Annotated in this window: 15 protein-coding genes, 1 pseudogene and 1 other annotated feature; of the genes and pseudogenes, 1 reads left to right on the forward strand and 15 read right to left on the reverse strand. The window is 63.4% G+C overall.

The features are described from left to right. Positions 1–18 precede the first annotated feature (18 nt). The 8 genes and pseudogenes from OHB12_RS12435 to OHB12_RS12465 form a co-directional block, all read right to left on the reverse strand. Positions 19–531: a YbaB/EbfC family DNA-binding protein gene (locus OHB12_RS12435; protein ID WP_327119115.1), complete on the reverse strand. Its 513-nt coding sequence runs from the start codon at positions 529–531 to the stop codon at positions 19–21. Continuing rightward, positions 528–1,943: a hypothetical protein gene (locus OHB12_RS12440; protein WP_327119117.1), complete on the reverse strand. Its 1,416-nt coding sequence runs from the start codon at positions 1,941–1,943 to the stop codon at positions 528–530. The genes OHB12_RS12435 and OHB12_RS12440 overlap by 4 nt, the downstream gene beginning before the upstream one ends. Before the next feature lie 113 nt (positions 1,944–2,056). Beyond that, positions 2,057–2,368 carry a hypothetical protein gene (locus tag OHB12_RS12445; protein ID WP_327119118.1) on the reverse strand — a complete coding sequence of 104 codons (312 nt, stop codon included), beginning with the start codon at positions 2,366–2,368 and terminating at the stop codon, positions 2,057–2,059. A gap of 1,337 nt (positions 2,369–3,705) precedes the next feature. Further along, positions 3,706–3,972: an IS3 family transposase gene (locus tag OHB12_RS36295; RefSeq protein ID WP_442800020.1), complete on the reverse strand. Its 267-nt coding sequence runs from the start codon at positions 3,970–3,972 to the stop codon at positions 3,706–3,708. After that, positions 3,912–5,570 carry an IS4 family transposase gene (locus tag OHB12_RS12450; RefSeq protein ID WP_327119120.1) on the reverse strand — a complete coding sequence of 553 codons (1,659 nt, stop codon included), beginning with the start codon at positions 5,568–5,570 and terminating at the stop codon, positions 3,912–3,914. Before OHB12_RS12450 ends, OHB12_RS36295 begins: the two co-directional genes overlap by 61 nt. Positions 5,571–5,797: 227 nt before the next feature. Next, positions 5,798–6,442 carry an IS3 family transposase gene (locus OHB12_RS12455; RefSeq protein ID WP_327121048.1) on the reverse strand — a complete coding sequence of 215 codons (645 nt, stop codon included), beginning with the start codon at positions 6,440–6,442 and terminating at the stop codon, positions 5,798–5,800. After that, positions 6,350–6,481 (reverse strand) — a sequence feature (AL1L pseudoknot). (Overlaps the previous gene by 93 nt.) Further along, positions 6,439–6,762 (reverse strand): transposase, encoded by a 324-nt coding sequence (locus OHB12_RS12460; RefSeq protein ID WP_327119122.1) that lies wholly within the window; start codon positions 6,760–6,762, stop codon positions 6,439–6,441. Its footprint overlaps the feature before it by 43 nt. The genes OHB12_RS12455 and OHB12_RS12460 overlap by 4 nt, the downstream gene beginning before the upstream one ends. A 378-nt stretch (positions 6,763–7,140) precedes the next feature. After that, a pseudogene (locus tag OHB12_RS12465) lies at positions 7,141–8,374 on the reverse strand (IS3 family transposase). 50 nt (positions 8,375–8,424) lie between these two features. Here OHB12_RS12465 and OHB12_RS12470 point away from each other — a divergent pair. Then, a complete protein-coding gene (locus OHB12_RS12470) occupies positions 8,425–9,555 on the forward strand; it encodes an IS630 family transposase (RefSeq protein ID WP_327119124.1) in 1,131 nt (376 codons plus the stop codon). Between the two features lie 14 nt (positions 9,556–9,569). Here the strand turns inward: OHB12_RS12470 and OHB12_RS12475 are convergent, their stop codons facing one another. The 7 genes from OHB12_RS12475 to OHB12_RS12505 all read right to left on the reverse strand — a co-directional run bounded on the left by OHB12_RS12475 (position 9,570) and on the right by OHB12_RS12505 (position 17,300). After that, entirely contained in the window at positions 9,570–9,761 is a 192-nt protein-coding gene (locus tag OHB12_RS12475; RefSeq protein ID WP_327119126.1) for a hypothetical protein, read from the reverse strand. 145 nt (positions 9,762–9,906) lie between these two features. Next, positions 9,907–11,310 (reverse strand): multicopper oxidase family protein, encoded by a 1,404-nt coding sequence (locus OHB12_RS12480; protein WP_327119128.1) that lies wholly within the window; start codon positions 11,308–11,310, stop codon positions 9,907–9,909. 173 nt (positions 11,311–11,483) lie between these two features. Then, positions 11,484–12,674, reverse strand: a complete 1,191-nt coding sequence (locus tag OHB12_RS12485) for a DMT family transporter (protein WP_327119130.1) — start codon at positions 12,672–12,674, stop codon at positions 11,484–11,486. A 36-nt stretch (positions 12,675–12,710) separates the two neighbouring features. Further along, positions 12,711–13,721 carry an aldo/keto reductase gene (locus OHB12_RS12490; RefSeq protein ID WP_327119132.1) on the reverse strand — a complete coding sequence of 337 codons (1,011 nt, stop codon included), beginning with the start codon at positions 13,719–13,721 and terminating at the stop codon, positions 12,711–12,713. After that, complete coding sequence (locus OHB12_RS12495; protein ID WP_327119134.1) at positions 13,715–15,004, reverse strand: D-arabinono-1,4-lactone oxidase; 1,290 nt, start codon at positions 15,002–15,004, stop codon at positions 13,715–13,717. The genes OHB12_RS12490 and OHB12_RS12495 overlap by 7 nt, the downstream gene beginning before the upstream one ends. Continuing rightward, positions 14,995–15,996 carry an NAD-dependent epimerase/dehydratase family protein gene (locus tag OHB12_RS12500; protein WP_327119136.1) on the reverse strand — a complete coding sequence of 334 codons (1,002 nt, stop codon included), beginning with the start codon at positions 15,994–15,996 and terminating at the stop codon, positions 14,995–14,997. Before OHB12_RS12500 ends, OHB12_RS12495 begins: the two co-directional genes overlap by 10 nt. Continuing rightward, the gene (locus OHB12_RS12505) at positions 15,993–17,300 is read right to left on the reverse strand and encodes a glycosyltransferase family 4 protein (RefSeq protein ID WP_327119138.1); all 1,308 of its coding nucleotides are present in this window, start codon (positions 17,298–17,300) and stop codon (positions 15,993–15,995) included. Before OHB12_RS12505 ends, OHB12_RS12500 begins: the two co-directional genes overlap by 4 nt. Positions 17,301–18,160: the final 860 nt, after the last annotated feature.

Here is an 18,160-nt window from a genome sequence, read left to right on the forward strand (position 1 = left end):
ACCCACTCCATCAGGCGCTCACCACTGCGCATCGGTGATGCCGGAACGGTTCTCGGAAGGTTCGTGGTCCCACTCCTCGACGTCGGTGAACTCCATCGGGGCGTCCTCGTCGGCGTCTTCCTCAGCGGCCCCCGGCGGCGCGGTCGCAACCACGGGCGCGGGCGGGATCATGTCGAGTACGTCGGGCATGCCGGGCAGAAACTCCGAGAGCTTCGGCATCCGGGCCTGCTCCTCGTCCAGCCGCGCCATCAGCGCCGCACGCTTGCTCTGCACCTCCACCGCAGCAGCCTGTGCCGCGGTGCACACCGCACGGGCGATCTCACGGTAGTCGAATTGGTCGATCTCGTCGCCGAATCGGACGTCGATCACCACGCCTTCGGCATTCACCGACACCGCCACCTGACGGCGCGCCACCGACACCGTGGCGGTCAGAGCGGCAGCCTGCTGCTGTGCCAGCCCGATCGAAGCGATACCCGCCTTGATGGTGTCGAGCAGGTCGATCAGCTGTCCAGCGGCCAGATCATCGGTCATGGCGAACCCCTACCGTCGATACCCGAACCATGCCGCTGCCGGAACTGCTGCCCGAGCTCCGCCATACGCTGCGCCGACGCAACCGACGACGAATGCTCCAGCACGCCATCATCGGTCAGATAGAAGACCGGCCAATCCATCACGATCCGACCTTCGGACACCGGCACATACAGCACCCATCCGACGTCGAACCTCTTCGCGGTCAACTTCGACAATGGATAGTCGGCAGTCGGGATTCCCAAGCCGTCCGGCCCTAGACCCCGGATATAGTCGCGTACCCGGGAGGTCACCTCATTCTCCGGCATCCGCCGCGCCACGACCACGGCCAGCCCGGCCAGCACGAACTGATAAAACGCACCGTCGATGTCGACCTGCTCGCCGTCACCGAACACCGCGACGAGTGTGTCGCGGGTCACCACGCGCCCTTCGGCGGCCGACACCAGTTCCGCGGCCGCGGTACGCACCCGCTCATCCGGTTCGACAGCGGCCAGCGACACCACCATGTCCGTGGTCGTCCCCGAAGTCCACATACCTGGCACCGCCTGCGCGCAGTCGTCCGCGGACGGCGACTCACCGCGATACCAGTGGCCCGCTTCCCACCAGTAGCAGAACGACAGCAGGCCGTTGGCCGCACGCGGGTTCAGCACTGGCCCCGCCACCCATTCCGGGGCGCCCGCATACAGTTCCGGAAACGGTCCGCCGAGACGGTAAGCAGTGGCCAGCTCGGGGGCGTTCCACACCCCACCGGACAGCACCGCCCGCCCACCCGGCAACGGGTGCAGCGTCGCACCGCTGCGGGCCGCGCCCTCGAAGATCGCCAGCCATGGCATCATCCGCGGCCCCACCGCCGAACGCACTGCGGTGAAGGCGGCCGCCAGCGTCGCCCACCGCGCCCACATCAGCGGGAACGGCGGAAACTCGTTGCCCACCAACCGCGGCCACACCTCCGCCGCCCGGTCGGCACGCGCCCGCGCTACCGCCTGCGGCGGGGTGCGCTGCTGCCTGCCGTTGTGTCCGACATACGCGGCCAACCACATCGGCACCGCTGTGTGCGGAAACGCCTCCAGATCATGCCGATACACCTCCGGCGCGAACAACTGGCCATCCGGGAACGGTTCGTCACCGTAGTCGTAGTCGACGACCAACTCACCCGAAGCAGTCACCCCCAGGAGCAATTGCCACCACGGACCAGCGCTCATCGTGGCAGCGACCTGGCGATGCGCACGCACCAACGCCAGCACCGACTCCGGCGGTTGCATCGACACCGCATGCTCGGCATCCACGAACACCACGTGCGCCACCTCGGCGGCCAACGTGATCGCGAACACCGCATCCAGCCGCTGCCACCCGGCCGGCGCCATCGCGGACAGCTCACGCGCGATCGTGTGAATCAGCTCCCGCCCATGGTCCACAGGCGACTGCCCCGCAGCGGGTGATCGCTCCCCCGCCTCGTCCGGCGACGGCTGGAAATCCTGATCCGGTCCGGGTTGCGCCGCTCCCGGCCCCGACGACGAGTCCCCGGCCACTAGCTGAATTCGGCCTCGTTGGCCAACTCCATCGCCCCCAACACGCCCGCGGCGTCCTTCAAACCGCCCTCGTACTGGAGCAACTGGTCGCGAACATACTTGACGGCGCCTTTCAGGTTCGCAGCCGCGGGATTGTATCCACGACTGATACTGCGGCCGGTGTCATCATCACCTTCCCGACCCTCATACTGCGCCGCCCCCTCCTCCAACCTGGACAACAGAGCGCCGAATTTCCCTGCCACACCACCCACCTCCCTCGCGGCGTCCACCAACAGCGTGGCATCGACATCGATATTGACCAGATCGCCCATGCCAATCCTCCTTATCAGCGGGCCCCGACCAGGCCACTCTCATCCCAACCACCCCAACTCCTGACAGAGTGTGAAGTTTGTCGTGAGCGCCGCCAGATACGCCACGGACCGGGTGAACCCTCGGCTAGGTCACCGAACAGACGCAATGACTCGAAGAATCCCCACGAGTCGCGGAGTCGCAAGGCATGTCCGGCATTGGAATTGGCCCGGGGGCAACAACAATCGGAGAAGCAGGCATGGAGACTCCCAACAAAGATCGATGTAAGTCAGCATGCCGTCGATCTCACGAATACGAATAGATTCCGGCGACATTCGTAACGTTCCCGTAGGCAAGATCCGCCAGTCTCCAGGAAAGGCGCTCAGTCGTCAGCTGACCAGCGCTGGTAGGCGCGGCGGAGCGCGCGGGCGTCGGAGCAACCGAGTTGGCGGGCCATATCGTTCCGGTTGCGCGGGTATTGGTTCTCCAGTCCCTTGCGACGATCACGGCCGAGTTCGCGACGCCAGGTGGTTCCTTCCTCTGCGAGTCGTCGCTGCAGGCTGCGCCGACTCGAAGCCATGCGCCGCGCGGCGCGGCGCGGCGCGGTCGAGAGTGACCGGACCGTCTCCGAGCATGGCGGTCAGCACGCGCTGCAGTTGCTGCGACCAGGTCGTGGTGGATGGCGGTGGCGGCATATTGGAGCAGGATCTGGACGAGCATGGGATCCGCGGTCGGGCCAGGTCGGCAGTCCGGAAGGTGAGTTGGCCGGCGGGAGCATCGAATTCGACCCGGTCGGGCCGAGTAACTCGCCGAACTGATGGTGGCGTCGAGGTGCGCGCTGTCGAAAGCAGACGGGTGCCGGATTCACCGTTCCGCCGGTCGCCCATCTGGTGCGCTGGGCCAGGCCCGTGAGGGAAATAGTGCATCGCCAGCTCGCGGCCACGACCGTCGCCCTTGTTCAGGCCGATATCGAAGCTTGCTTCTTCTGCGGACCCGGCGGCTGAGATTGTGAAATTTGTCGTGACAGCCCTCAGGTACGTTCCGGACCGGGCGAACCCCTCGGCCAGGGTTGGTGCCGTCATGTACAGGTAGTGAGAGGTTGTCGGTCATGACGCAGCTGTCGCCGATGGGTTCGCCTGTTCGACCGCTTGTCTACAGCACTGTCCGACACTCCGCGATCAGGATGCAAAGCCCCGATCATAACGAAAACTCACTCCGAGCAACAGCCGCCTGAAACCCCATAGCCCCTTGTCCACCGTTTGGGTGAAACCTCACCTGCCGTAGGTCACAGCCCAGGGCATCTCCATCCACTAGCTGCGCCACATTGTGAACCGTCACGGGTAAGGGACCGGCTTCGGTTTCAGACCAGCGCCGGTCGGCGTCGTGGTTGTTGAGAGTAGTACGCGGCTTCGTATTCGGCCGGGGTCAAGTAGTTCAGCCGGGAATGCAGACGCGAGTTGTTGTACCAGTCGCACCACTCCATAAGCGCGAACTCGACTTCGGTGAGTGTCTTGAACGGGCCGTGCAGGTTGACGACCTCGGTTTTGAACAGGCAATGCCGCGTAGTTAAGGGTTGAGGCCATCTGTCGAGTCGATGTCGGTCGGAGGCTGGTCGGGCGCTAGCCACTGGTGGTTGAGGCGGTAGAGTCCTCGACCGATTCGGTCGAGGAACCCTTGGCTGGTCCATTGGCACATTTGCCCGCAAAGGCTGCGGTAGCGAGCGATTTTCAGCGCCTGGGCGATCTCGCTGGGAGTCCAGGACCGGTCGGGATCGGTCCGGAGCAGCTGTAACACCTGATGGCGGCGGCCCGGGTCCGAAGCGCTGCTGGGCTGCGCGGACGTTTTGGTGTGTTGTGGGCCGACGAGCGCGCTGAGTTCCACGCGTACGACGGTCTGGCTTTTGGTAGGGCGATTACCGGTGAGCGCAGTCCCGTAACGGGACATGGGGCATTTGACCTTGCGAGCGCTGATGCGCGGGCGGCGGGCAGGCAGGAGATTGTCCAGAACGGCTCGAGTGATGGCATTTTCGGGCGAGACGTTGCCAGTGATGTTGGCAGCGGTGACGATCTGGTTTATGGCGGCGGTCAACGCCACGGTGAAACTTGCCCGATCGGGGTCAGTTCCCGGAACTGTCTCCACAGCGTCGCAGATCGCTCTGCGCAACGTCTGATAGATCGTCAGCATCGCCCACATCTCCTGCTCGAGGCCGACAGGGTCGGTCGAACGCAGAACACGGCCGTGAAACAAGGTGTGACGCAACGCGAAGAATGCCGATTCGATCTCCCAGCGCTCGTGGTAGAGGCGGGCGATCTGGATCGCTGGATCGGTGCGGTGGTCGAGCAAGGTGGTAATGATCCGGTAGCGGTCACCCACGCGGGACCCATCGGCGCAGGTGGCAGTGATCTGGGTGTCGATGATGCGGAAGCGGTGACCGTTGATCCTGGTCAGCACCGATCCATCGGGCAGCGTGGCCCACACGGCCGGGCGACGGCGGGAGGTGAGCCGTACCACGAGCTGGGCGCCGGTGGCAGCGACGCGGGTGAGGATGTCATCGCCGCCGAAGTTGCGGTCGGCCAGCAACAACATCGTGCCGTTCAACAAAGGCACCAAAGTAGCGGCATAGTCGGTCTCACTGCGCCTGATCGAGCCGAAGACCGCGCCGAGCAGACCGCGGGTGCCGGTCTCGCACAATGTCAAGACCCGCAGATGCGGGTAGCCCTCGGTGCCGCCCCGGTATCGAGTGAACTTACCCAGCCACAGGCGGATCCGCGGCTGGTCGGGAGCCTGCAGCGAGCCGCAACCGTCGAAAGCCACGGTGCGCCAACGCCGATAGCACACACCCGGCGTGGCCGGTTGCGCCAGCGGACCGGCCACAACCTCGAACAGAGCCTTCAACGGTGCTGCTCCCACGCGTCGGCGAAGATCCCGCAGCCCCTTTTCCGAAGGCCTATGCGGGAGCAACGATCCCAGCCCGGCGATCAGCTTGTCCCAGACCCGCTCATAGCCCAGACTCGGGAAAACGGCCAGGGCCAGAACGAAATAGACGCCGACGCGGGAGGGCAGCAAACGGGTACGGCGCTGCACCGCCCGGGTCCGGGCGAGAACGTCATCGATCAACTCGAACGGCAGATACTGCGTCAGCTCCCCTAGATGACCGGGCGCGAAGATTCCTCCGGCCACGGTAATAGTGCGGGTGAGCGTCGTAGTGACAGACTGGGAGGGCAACGGGACCTCTCGGATACAGGAAGACCTTGGACGGCTTCTCTGCAATAGCAGAGGTCCCGTTGCCATGCCTCCCAACACCCCTCGGAAGCACCCGAGTTGACCGGCCTCCCAAAGCCTTAACTACGCGGCATTGTTTGAACAGGCCGATGATCGATTCGGCGAGGGCGTTGTCATAGGCATCGCCAACCGAACCTATCGACGCCGAGAGTCCTTGCAGTCCAAGTGATTCAGTGAATTTCACTGATGTGTATTGCTCTGCCGGCGTCGGTGTGGAAAATCAGGCCGGGCTCGACGGGATGCCCGTAATGGTCACGCCGCCACACGGCCATGTTGAGCGCCTTCGACACCAGCGCGGTTGTCTTCGACGAGGCCGCGGTCCAGCCGACGATCGCGCGGGAGTAGGCGTCGAACACGAAAGCCACGTACGCCCACCCGGTCCACGTCGACACGTAGGTGAAGTCGGCCACCCACAGCAGGTTCGGTGCGGTCGCGGTGAAGTCCCGGTTGAGCTTGTCTGCGGCGCGCACGCCGTCCTTGGCGGGAATCGTGGTGCGCTGCTTGCGGCCTCGCACGGCGCCGTTCATGCCCAGCTCGCGCATGAGGCGGTCGACGGTGCAGAACGCGACATCGTGGCCGTGGCGGCGCAGGTAACGGGTCATCTTTCGGCACCCGTACATCGCTTCGGGCTTGTCCCGCAGATCACGCAGGGCGTTCTCCAGGTGGGCGTCGGCGATGTCGCGGGCCGACGGTAGCCGGTGCCGGGCTTTGCGGTAGGTCCTGGGCGCGATCTGCACCCCGTGCGCGGACAACGCACGGCAGATCGACTCGACGCCGTAGACCTGGCGATATTCGTCGATGAAACCGACGATCAGCGACGTCGCGGGTCGAGCTCCCGCGCGAAGAAACTGGAGGCCAGCTTCAGAATCTCGTTGGTCTCCTTGAGATCTCGAACCTCCTTCCGCAGCCGCTGCAGTTCTTCACGCTCGGCCGAGGACAAGCCGGCGGCCTTCCCACCCGGGCGGGCACCCTCGGCGAGGGCCTTCTTGATCCACAGCCTCAACGTCTCGTAGTGCACATCGACCAGCGGTGCGATGGCCTGCGCGGCGGCATAGGCAGATCCGTACTCATCCAGACGCTCGAGAGCCAGACGAACGGCCCTCTCACGAACCTCGGGCGGGTAACGCTTCGACATGATGGAGACCATCTTCCTCAAAGAAGGAAGCGGCCCCAAACCCGTGACGGTTCATTGTCTCACCTTGGTGGACACAACTTCGACTATGCCAATGCCCGCGCCGCTGCGGGCGACCATCGAGACCACCGGAAAGTTCCGAGCGGCAAGTGGCTCACCTGGTCAGCGCCCGGGGACATCCTTCGGGGCAGCGACATTACCGCTGTAGACGTAGTTGCCAAGGGCGTCCTCGTACCACTTATTTCCGTGCTCGTTCATGACATAGCACTTGAAAATAGCCCTGTCACCCTTGTTGAACTCGCTGTACACCTTTTTGGCATTTGCGTAGGGTGCCACATTGAACCATGACCCTGGAGTGTTCTTGTTTTTGTGGACACGGGATCAAGCTGCGATCTGACTGATTTCCCTGAACCCTAGCGCATATTCTCTTGGTGTCAAATACCCTAGCGTGGAACGCCTCCTCTGAGTGTTAGAGTAATTTTCTATCCAGTCGAATGTATGTTTCTTCAGCACCTTCATCGTCGGCCACGACCGCGTGTGGACGAGTTCTTTCTTGTAGGTCGCGAAGAACGATTCCGAAACGGCATTATCGAAGCACGATCCTGTCCGTCCGAGCGACCGTTTCACGCCGTTATCGGAACAGAAACCGGCGAATTCCTTCGAAGTGTATTGCCTGCATCCGAATGGTGAATCGTATTGCTGTCCATCGGATTTCCCTCACGAATCCGCAACGCGACCGCCTGTCGGATCGCCGATTCCACGAACTCGGCCTCCTTACTGGCCGAGCAGCCAACCCACGATCCGACCGGCGTAGGCATCGATACAGAACGCCGTGTACACCCACGACCCACCAGCGAGCCGCACACACGTGAAATCGGCCACGACCAGCAGGTTAGGAGCTTCGACCGCGAACTGGCGGTCCACCAGATCCGGCGCCCGCGACGCGGCCGAATCCGGCTCGGTGGTGCGAACCTTCTTGCGCCTGATGACGCCCTTCCAGCCGTTGGCGCGCATCAACCGCTCCACCGTGCACCGAGCCACCGGGATGCCGCCGCGTTGCAGGTGAGCCCACATCTTCTCCGCCCCGTACAGGCACTCCGGCTTGCGTCTACCGCGGGCGTCGGGCTCGTAGTAGCCGGCCAGAACCTCGGTGACCGTGGTGTCCCACAGCGCCCGTTTCGACGGCGCCCGCACCGCCCAGGCATGGAAGGTACGCGGCGCGATCTCGATGCCGTGGCCCGACAGTGCCCGGCACATCGCCACGACCGGGAACCGAGCCTTGTGCTCGGCGATGAACCCACACACTAACGGTGTCGCGGGTGCTGAGCGCGCGCGAAAAAAGACGTTGCTGCAGAAAGGATTTCGATCGTCTGCTCCAGCTCGGCGATCTTACGTTTCTGCTCACGGATCGTCCTCTGCGCCTCGGTCGAGACCCCGTCGGCATCACCGGAGTCGACCTCGGCCTGGCGCACCCACTTACGCAGGGTCTCCGCGGTCATCCCAACCGGGACGAGACCGCCTTCATCGCCGCCCGCTCGCTGTCGTAGTCATCTCGATGATCCACGACCAGCCGGACAGCCTTGGCCTTGGTCGCCTCGTCGTACTTCGCTGGCATGTCCTACTGTTCCGCGCCTGAAATTCGTTGGTTAATTGTAGGATTCGGCGGTGGCGAGGACTGGGCGCCCGAGATCGGGTCCGGATTTGGTGGTGACCGAGGCGCAGCGTCGGGAGTTGGTGCGGGGTGCGCGGGCGGCGACGTCGACGCAGGCGTATGCGTTGCGGTGCCGGATCGTGTTGGCGTGTGCCGAGCCGGGAGCGTTCAACACCCATGTAGCGGCCGAGGTAGGCGTGTCGGCGATGACGGTGCGTAAGTGGCGGGGCCGTTTCATCGAGTACGGGCTGGCGGGTCTGGCCGATGAGCAGCGGCCGGGTCGACCGCCGTCGATCCTGCTGGATCAGGTGCAGCAGGTGGTCGAGTTGACTCTCGAACAACTACCCTCCGATGCCACACACTGGTCGCGGTCGGCGATGGCCGAGCGGACCGGGTTGTCGAAATCGACGGTCGGGCGGATCTGGCGGCGGTTCGAGCTGAAACCGCATCTGACCGATGGGTTCAAGCTTTCCACCGATCCGTTGTTCGTGGAGAAGGTCGTGGATGTCGTTGGCTTGTACCATAATCCGCCCGAACGAGCGGTGGTGCTCTGTGTCGATGAGAAGAGCCAGATCCAGGCTCTGGATCGGTCGCAGCCCGTGCTGCCGATGATGCCGGGCATGCCGGAGCGGCGCACCCACGACTATGCCCGCCACGGCACGACCAGTCTGTTCGCTGCGTTCAACATCGCCGATGGCACAGTGATCGGCGAACTGCACCGCCGCCACCGAGCGACCGAGTTCCGCAAGTTTCTGACCAGCATCGACAAGGCTGTACCCGCCGAGCTGGACGTGCACGTGGTCTGCGACAACTACGCCACCCACAAGACCCCGCTGGTCCAGCAATGGCTCGCGGCGCACCCGCGCTTCCACGTGCATTTCACCCCGACCGGCTCGTCGTGGCTCAACCAGGTCGAACGCTGGTTCGGCTTCCTCACCCAGCAACTGCTACGCCGCAGTGTCCACAAAAGCGTTGCCGCACTGGAGAAAGACGTCCGCAACTGGGTCGACCAATGGAACACCAACCCGCGTCCGTTCGTCTGGCGCAAGACGGCCGAGGAGATCCTCGACTCTCTCGCCCGATATCTGCAACGGATTTCAGGCGCGGAACACTACCCGTCCTCTCAAGAAAGAGGGTGCGCATAAAACCCGGGATGCTTCTATATTTTTCCAGCCTCGCTGGGTATTTGGTGGGCGGAAGCGAGGATCCTGAAGAATTGCCTGGTGATGTAGCGTTTCAGGCTCCGCATGATCTCTTTTGTCGTGCGGCCTTCGGCTCGGCGGCGCGCGACGTAGGCGCGGGTGGCGGGATCGATGCGCATCCGCACGATGACCACGGTCAAATCGATCACCCGATGAGCAGCCTCGACCTTGTACTCGGCCGTGAACGACCGACGCTTGCGAGGAGCATAACGGACATCCTTACCAGCAGAACCATCGATGCTGCTAACTCGGTGTCCACTACCAGGGGTGAACCTCACTGGCTGGATGTGATCGTTATTGTTCCGGCAGCCCCTCCGGTACATATTCAACGATTTGCATCATGCCCTCGTCCCCGTGCTGGGAGTGGTGGCAGTGCAGCATTGCCGCACCGGTGAAGTCGTCGAAGCAGACCCGGATGACCACTTCTCCATTCGGATCGATGCCGACGGTGTCCTGCCATACCGGTGGGTCGAGGGCACGCCCGTTTACATGTGTTACCAGAAAATGGTTGGTGTGCAGGTGGAAGGGGTGGTTGGAGTGCATGTGGGAGTCGTTGGTCAGCGTCCATTCTTCGACATCCCCCAGCTGTAGGCGGTGGTTGACGAAGCTGGGGTTGAAGCGGCCGTATTGCGGGTCAGTTCGACTTGCTGCCGGAACCAGCGGAGGGGTGACGCCGGTGCCCAGGATCCGGTACGCGTTGGGGAAAGGTCGCCCCGGGAATACTCCGTGATCAGTGTGGAAGTTCAGGGTACGACGGCCGGTTACCTTTCCATCGATCGCGGGCACGCGGCCCGGCAAGCTGGTGGGCAGCTGCATGTCAGCCACGGGCTCCCCGGTCACCACCATGGTCGCCAGCAGAATATTGCCGGCGGTCAGTGAGTAGGTGCCGGGTTGCCGGCCCTTGACTAGTATGTCGGTACGGTTGCCCATCGCCAGCGAAACCGTCTCCTGGGTTCTCGGTGCGGTGAAGGCGACACCGTCCATGGCCAACTGGTGCATTAGGTGGTGCTGCAGGGTGATCGGCAGCGCTGTGAATGCGCTGGCGTTCACCAGCCTCCAGCGTTGTACCTCCCCTGGGCGGATCGTAATGACCGGTTCGAGCTGCCCGTTGACCAGGAAGATGGGTCTCGCAGTCCGTAAGTCGTCGTCGTGGCGGAGGTCGGGCACCTGCCCGTCGGTGTTCAGCTTGAGTTCGTTGATGCACATCACCACATCCTTGGCGGCAGCGATCTCCGGGGCCGAGTCGATATCACCTTCCACGATGAGCACCCCTGCCATACCGGACGAGAGCTGCACCGCAGTCGCGCCATGTACATGCGGGTGGTACCAGAACGTGCCGGCGGGATGATTGTCCGGGATGTGGATGCGGCTGAGATAGGTGTTGTCGGACAACCCGTGTGCCTGGTCCCGCGGTGGGAAGGTGCGGAAGATGTTGTCCGCGTCCCCGGTCGGGGATACATGCAGGCCGTGGGTGTGCAGGTTGATGGTGTTGAAGTGGTGTGGGACGTTGTGGTCGGCTTCCGTAGCGGGGTGTGGATCAGGTGGCAGCATGTTCTCCTGGGTCAAAAGCAACGTGTCGCCCGGTCGCACTCGCAGTGTCGGGCCGGGAATAGCCTGCTCGTAGGTGCGTGTGGTGATGGTCCCCACACCCGAGATGTGCTGCTGGGTAAAAGCGACCTGCAGCCTTGTCGCGAGCACGCCGTGATCCGAGCGTCGCACAGACGGTTGCGTCAGCTTCCGGCGTTCCTCGGTATCCGCCGACCGCTCTGTGACAGCTGAGGACGAACAGCCCAGCAGAATGCTGCCAGCAATTGGCAGCGCTCGGAGAAGAGTCCGCCTGTCAATATTGCAGTGCAGGTACATAAGCCGCCCTATCGTTGCCGGGGTTCACCGGGAGAAAAACAGGTGCCGGTTCCTCGAACTCGGCCTCGTGGAAGCCTCGATAGGTAACGCAGCTTGATTCCCGGGTATGTCGACGAGCTGCTGAACCCATTTGGCGATGTAGACCATGAGAAGGACATGGAGCACGAGGAGCTACAAGGGTCGGACGCCGGTGCGGCACGCCGTGTAGAGGCTCGCTCGTTTCGACTGCCGGGCAGTGTGGCAACCCCCGCCGCCGTCAACGCCACCACCGCAGCCGCTACCGCAGGAATCTGAGGACGTACATCTTGGATCGGCACAAGTATGTCGAGCAGTACCGCACCGAGCAGCTGTCCTGCGATCGTGCCGAGTCCGAACGCAAGAACTCCCGTCCAGCCCACCACGACTGCCGCGATCGCAATGAAAAAGATCCCCGCTGGACCGCCGAGGTAGAGCCACGGCTCCTGAGGAAAGTGTGCTGGCGCACCTCGCAATGCCCACACCAGCAGGCAGACCGGTAGCAATAGGACGGTACCCGTCAGGAAGTTCAGCAGCGTAGCGACGAGGACACTGTCTGCCGCGACCCGTACCCGGCCGTTGATCGCCTGCTGGACCGCGATTACACCACCGGAAAGCAGGGGCAGAAATAGCAGCCACACCGCAGTGTGACCTTTGATCTGGTACCACATCACCACAGCGACAGAAAGCAGCGTCAAGGCGGCACCGAGCAGCCGCGGCGCGGTGACTGGCCGCGGCGCACCGGGCCCGAGGCCAGCACGGTCCACCAGCAGGCTGGATACGGTCTGGCCCGCTACCACACCGACGCTGAACACCGCGACACCCAGCAGCCCGACCGCAATTCCCTGGCTGGCGACCATAATGGCGCCGGCGAAACCACCGAGACAGTGCCAGATCCGCAACTGGCTGATGCGCATGGCCGCACCTAGCCGGGCTAGGCCGGCCCGAGCGTGCGGGACCACTAGCATCGCGGCAACCAGAAACGGCAGCCCACCGAAAAACGAGATCAACGCAGTGAGCACCCCATCCCCGAGCCTTGCACCCAGTTCACCGTTGATTCGGGATTGCGCCGCCAACACGACTCCGGAGAGTGCCGCGAGCACCAAGCCCAGCACCTGTTTCAGCTGCTTGAATCCAGCGTTGCGGCTGGTCGAGCAGTGCCTCGACCGGGATGATCGAATCACTGTCCAACTCCGAATCTAGGGAGATACTCCGCCGCGTCAACGAACTTCTCGCGTCAGGGATTTTGTGTGTACCGGAGTGTCGTCGCGCAGTAATCGCTCGGCTTTCAGGTCGGCCCACACCGAGTCGGGAACAGTCTCTGCGAAGAGTCGCGCGTTGCGTTTGACCTGGTCCGGTGTGCGGGCGCCGAGGCAGACGGTGGCAATCGCGGGATGCGTCAATGGGAACTGAGCGGCGGCTGCGGGGAGGGTCGTGTCGTGGAGTGCACACACTTCGGCGATCCGGCGCGCCCGAACCAGGAGTTCGACAGGGGTGGGCTTGTAGTCGTAAGTGGCGGTCGGCGACGGCGTTGGAGTGGCAAGCAGCCCTGAATTGAACACCCCTGCCGCGACGACGGATACGCCGCGCGCCTCACACAGGGGTAGTAGATCGTTCAGGGCGGTCTGATCCAGCAGGGTATAGCGTCCTGCGACCAGCACAACATCCAGGTCGGTGTGGTGGACGAAGTCGGTGAGCATAGCCGTTTGATTCATTCCTGCGCCGTACGAGCGGATAACGCCTTGGCTGCGGAGCTCCTCCAAGGTGGGGAATGCTTCGGTTAATGCCTGTCGGTAGTGTTTGTCGGGGTCATGCACGAAGACGATGTCGATGCGCTCGAGCCGCAGTCGGTCCAGGCTGGTCTCGAGGGATCGGAGGATCCCGTCCCGGCTGAAGTCGAAGACGCGCAGGTGGTTTGCCGGCACCGCAAACCCCTCGCTATCCCACCCGTCGATGGTCGATGGCAGCAGCAGCCGCCCCACCTTGGTGGAGATCAGCACCTCCTCACGTGGCAGGTTGGGCAGGTACTCGCCGAGACGCTGCTCGGACAGGCCGAGGCCGTAGTGAGGCGCTGTGTCGATGTAGCGGACGCCGAAGTCCCAGGCGGTGGTGATGATGCCACGCCAGTCGGCCTCGGTGAGCGGGCCGTCGAGGTTGCCGAGTTGTGCGCCGCCGAGGGAATGCGGGCCGACAACGAGGCCCGCCCGTCCGAGCCGACGCACCGCTACCACCCGAGGATCCTTTCCAGGTAAGGGTTGGAGAAGACTCGACTCGGGTCGATCGTTCGGCGTAGTTGGTCCAATTGCTCGACCGCCGGGTAGCAGCGGGCGATCTCGTCCGTATCCAGGGAGTGCAGTTTGGCGAGATGAGGTCTGCCGTCGAGGTCGGCCAGGACGCGCTCCGCAAGCCAGAGAACATGGCTCATGTCGCGGCGGCGGGGATCTACGACGATGTTGAGGTATGCCGTATCCCGGCTCTCGGCAAGGCTGAGCGGCAGATCATCGCGTCGGCTGAAGCGGATCTCGATGGGCCAGGGCATGCCGGTGGCCTCCTCCTGCAGCATTGCCCGGAAGGTGTGTAGTACGGTAGTCAACTCACCGATCGGGATCGCGTACTCCAAGGCATGGAACGGTATGCGCTGGGAGACGGTGAGCGCTGCGGAATTCGGCAGGGTTCTCGACCGGTATCCGGACGGGGGCCGTCGCGCGAGTCGGGTGTAGCGGGGCTGAATTCTGCCAGCGGTGACCGCCGCCCACAGCACGACGTCACCAGCAATATCTTTCGATACCGGCTTGCGCAGGAGCTTGCGCACCGGCTGCGCTTGCTCGAGCACGACGTGCTCCGAGTCGGGGTACCACCATGCCGACGCATAACTGGCCTGGTCCAGGATGGAATCCGCCAGCGTGCTGAATCCGGAGAGTGAGTGGCACATTCGTGCTGTATGGAGTGCAAAGGCCGGCACACAACGGAGCGTGACCTGCGTGACGACCCCGAGGGCGCCCAATGATATGCGGCCAGTTCCGAAGATGTCCGGGTTGCTGTGCGGGCTGCAGTCGAGTATTTCGCCACAGGCGGTGATCAGCCGGAACGCGGTGAGATGCTGCGCCATCACCGCGGCGTTCGTGCAATTGCCGTGCGTGCCGGTGATCACCGCACCGGCGATGGTGCTCGACCGGCTGGTCCCCATAGTGGCCAGCGCCAGACCATCGGCAGCCAGTATGCGGTTGACGTCGCGGACCGGGGTGCCGGCCCAAAAGGTCGCCGTACCTGCCGCTGTGTCGATACCGACACACCCTTCTAGGCGGGTGATATCCAGCAGTACCCCGTCGGTACACACCAGCGGCGCGAAGGAGTGGCCCGCGCCAGCGACCCGCAACGTCAGCCCATCGGCAACCGCCTGCCGGACTATGTGGACGATCTCGTGCTCATGTGCTGGCCGGACCACTCGGGCCGGTGAGCAGTGCACCGATTGCGGCCAGTTCGCCCAGCGTGCCGGTCGGTGTTTCAGGCGCACTGTCCAACCCTGGCGGCGTAGGCGTCGCTGACCTCTTTGTACACCCAGGCGTAGGTCTCGGCGAGGCCGTCGACCAGGGACGTGGTCGGTTCCCAGCCGAGCCGGGCCCGGATCAGCGTGTTGTCGCTGTTACGGCCCCGCACGCCTTGGGGGGCGTCGAGCTGGTATCGGCAGTTTGGTTGCAGACCGGCGATCCCGGACACGATGTCGACGAGTTGGCGGATGGTGACCAGCTCGGAGCTGCCGAGGTTCAGCGGCTCGTCGATATCGCTGTTCATGATGCGGACGATGCCCTCGACGCAGTCCTCGATGTACATGAAGCTGCGGGTCTGCAGTCCGTCTCCCCAGATGTCGATCGTGGAATTGTCGAGCAAGATGGCTTCGGCGACTTTTCGGCAGATCGCGGCCGGCGCCTTCTCTCGGCCGCCGCGCCAGGTGCCGTGCGGGCCGTAGACGTTGTGGAAGCGAGCCACTCGGGTGGGCAGGGCGAAGTCCTCGGTGAAATGCCTGCACATCCGCTCGCTGAACAGCTTCTCCCAGCCATAGCCGTCCTCGGGCATCGCCGGGTACGCCATCTGCTCGGCCAGCGGCACCACTTCGGGTGAGTCCTGCCGTCCGGCGGGGTAGATGCACGCCGAGGATGCGTAGAAGTACCGCTGGATGCCGGCGGCCCGGCTCGCCAGCAGCAGGTGGGTATTGATCAGCACCGAAAGCATGCACTGAGCTTTGAAATTTTCGATGAAACCGATTCCACCCATGTCGGCGGCGAGATTGTAAACCACATCGGCGCCGGCCACCGCCGCCCGCGCCTCCGCGAGAGAGGAGAGGTCGGCGACACGATTCTCGGCCCCCGTGTGCACCTGGAACCATTCGTCGAGTGGTTTGATGTCGACCGAGCTGACGTGGTAGCCGTCCGCTAATAAGCGGGCGACCAGGTGACCACCGATGAAGCCGCCGCCACCTGCGACGACCACGATACCTCTTGAGCTCATGCTGATGTCTTTCCTTTTTCGTATTTACTGTTGACAGCGGACAGGAAAACTTGTTCGAACCGACGCGTGATCCGATCGAGATCGAAATGCTTCTCTGCGTAAAGGCGACCAGCGCGACCCATCGCAGCGAGCCGATCAGGGTCATCGAGTAGCGCGAGCGCCGTCTCGGCACATCGCCGCGGATCCTCGGGAGGTGTGACAACTCCTGCCCCTGAATCTCGGATCAGGTCGGCCACCGGGCTGTCGGACGGAACCGCGGCAAACACCGCTCGGCCGGCGCAAAGGTAGGATAAAACTTTCGAGGGAACAGACATTTCTGCGGCCTCCGGGCTCACGGAGACGATGAGCAGATCAGCAGCCGCCAGCATGTCGGGCACCTGCTCGTAGGGCTGGAATCCGCACACCCGCAGGCGGTGCGATGAGCGGGCTTTCAGCTCATCGGCTGCCGTTCCCTCGCTGGTGACGACAACAACACCCTTGCTCGAGCGGTGGCATGCCTCCGCCAGAGCGGCCAGCAGATGGGAGCCATGTCGACCATCCAAGGTGCCCGCGTACAGGATGATTTTCTGGTCCGCAAGGTCTTGTATGGGCGGCCATGGTCGCGGCTGGGCATGGAGAAGTTCGGTCGGTCCCCAGTTAGGGATCAGCTCTATTCGATCCTGGGGGATCCCGATATCCCGTAGGCGCCGGACGAAGTTGGGAGCGATGGTGATCACATCACGGCTCAGCGCCAACGCGCAGCGCTCCAAGGCCCGATCGATGCGCAACTGCAGACCCCTGGAGGAACCAAGAAAAGGAGTTGCACCTACCTGTGCCGTGATGGGGACGTTGACCATGTCCTGGACCCATGACACGAATCTCGACTTCCGGCGCGTACGGCGTCGTAACTCGAGCTGAACCTGCGGCGGAGCATTCCCGGACACAACGATCTCACCCCGGAACTCCTTGATGGCGGCAGCAACACGGCGGGCATAGCCCAACTCGGCAGTACGTCGCCGCCAGGAATGTGCACCCGGCCGCGGTCCGGGCATGCCGCGCACCGTGAGATCCAGCGGGTCATCCGGTAGCCGCACCGCTCGCCCTCTCGGCACCGAGCAACTGTTGCAGTACAGATGCAAGACATAATGGCCCCGGCGGGCCAACTCGCGACTCAGCTCCAACTGATGTGGATGACCCAGATAATCGTGCACGACCACACGCAGGCGGCGGGTCGAAAGGGAAGGGGATGAGAGGGCACGGGTTGCGAGGGAATCTACAAGAACTCCGGGCGAAAACTCGTGCTCTGGCTCGTTTTCTTTTCTCATAAGCATCTTCTTCTTGAAGCATTACGTACTGCAACATTTGCGGCCTGAGCCTGGATCCGTGGAAACCCTTCGCTGAGAAATGGCGTTTGTGCCGGTGATCGGCGTGATCAAGCCTGCTGGTGGCTGCACGGGGAGTGCAACTGCCAGATCGGGCAGAAGTACTCGCTGAACTGGGCAAACGTTTCGGTAGCTGTCGATAGTCTTTGTGCCATAACCCGGCGCGGAACTTCCCCAACCCGATGCTGCCGGCCGATAGTCGAGATAACCGACCGGAAGCGCTGCAGCAGCTGGTGAGCCGACGAAAGACCACACCGCCGAACTCGGAAACGTCGCACCCTTTTCCAACCTTCCGGCCCTGAAATCGCTCAACCCGACAATGACAAGCCTCATGCGATCGGAAGGTGCCACACATCGGCCCATGCTCAGGGGCCTACCTACGACGCCTACCTACAAGCGCCGGCGTGCGCACTTATAGCGACTGCGCACTTCGGCTCTGTCCCACATCCGGTGGTAACCCGCGGTTTGGGGCAGAACTACCAGTTCGTGTGTGTTGCTAATGTCCCTGTGGCGTTTGTTTTTTCGGTTTGTCGCCGTTCCCTCTCTGTCAGACTCAATTGATACAGGCCGTATGGTCGGTTTGATGTAGTCGAGTAGGGCGAGATCAGAGAGTCTCGAGCGTGACATTGAGTGTGGCTGATCTGCCCGCCGAGGATGGTGTGGTGGCAGCAGCGGAGAAGGGCCCTCGTAGCGATCGGCTGAAGCGGCGCCGGTTCACCCCGGAGTACAAGCTGGCGATCGTGGCCGAGTGGGAACAGTTGACCGAGCCGGGTGCTCGGGGTGCGTTGTTGCGGCGGGAGGGC

Origin of the sequence: Nocardia sp. NBC_01730 (assembly GCF_035920445.1) — a bacterium.
Classification (GTDB): Bacteria; Actinomycetota; Actinomycetes; order Mycobacteriales; family Mycobacteriaceae; genus Nocardia.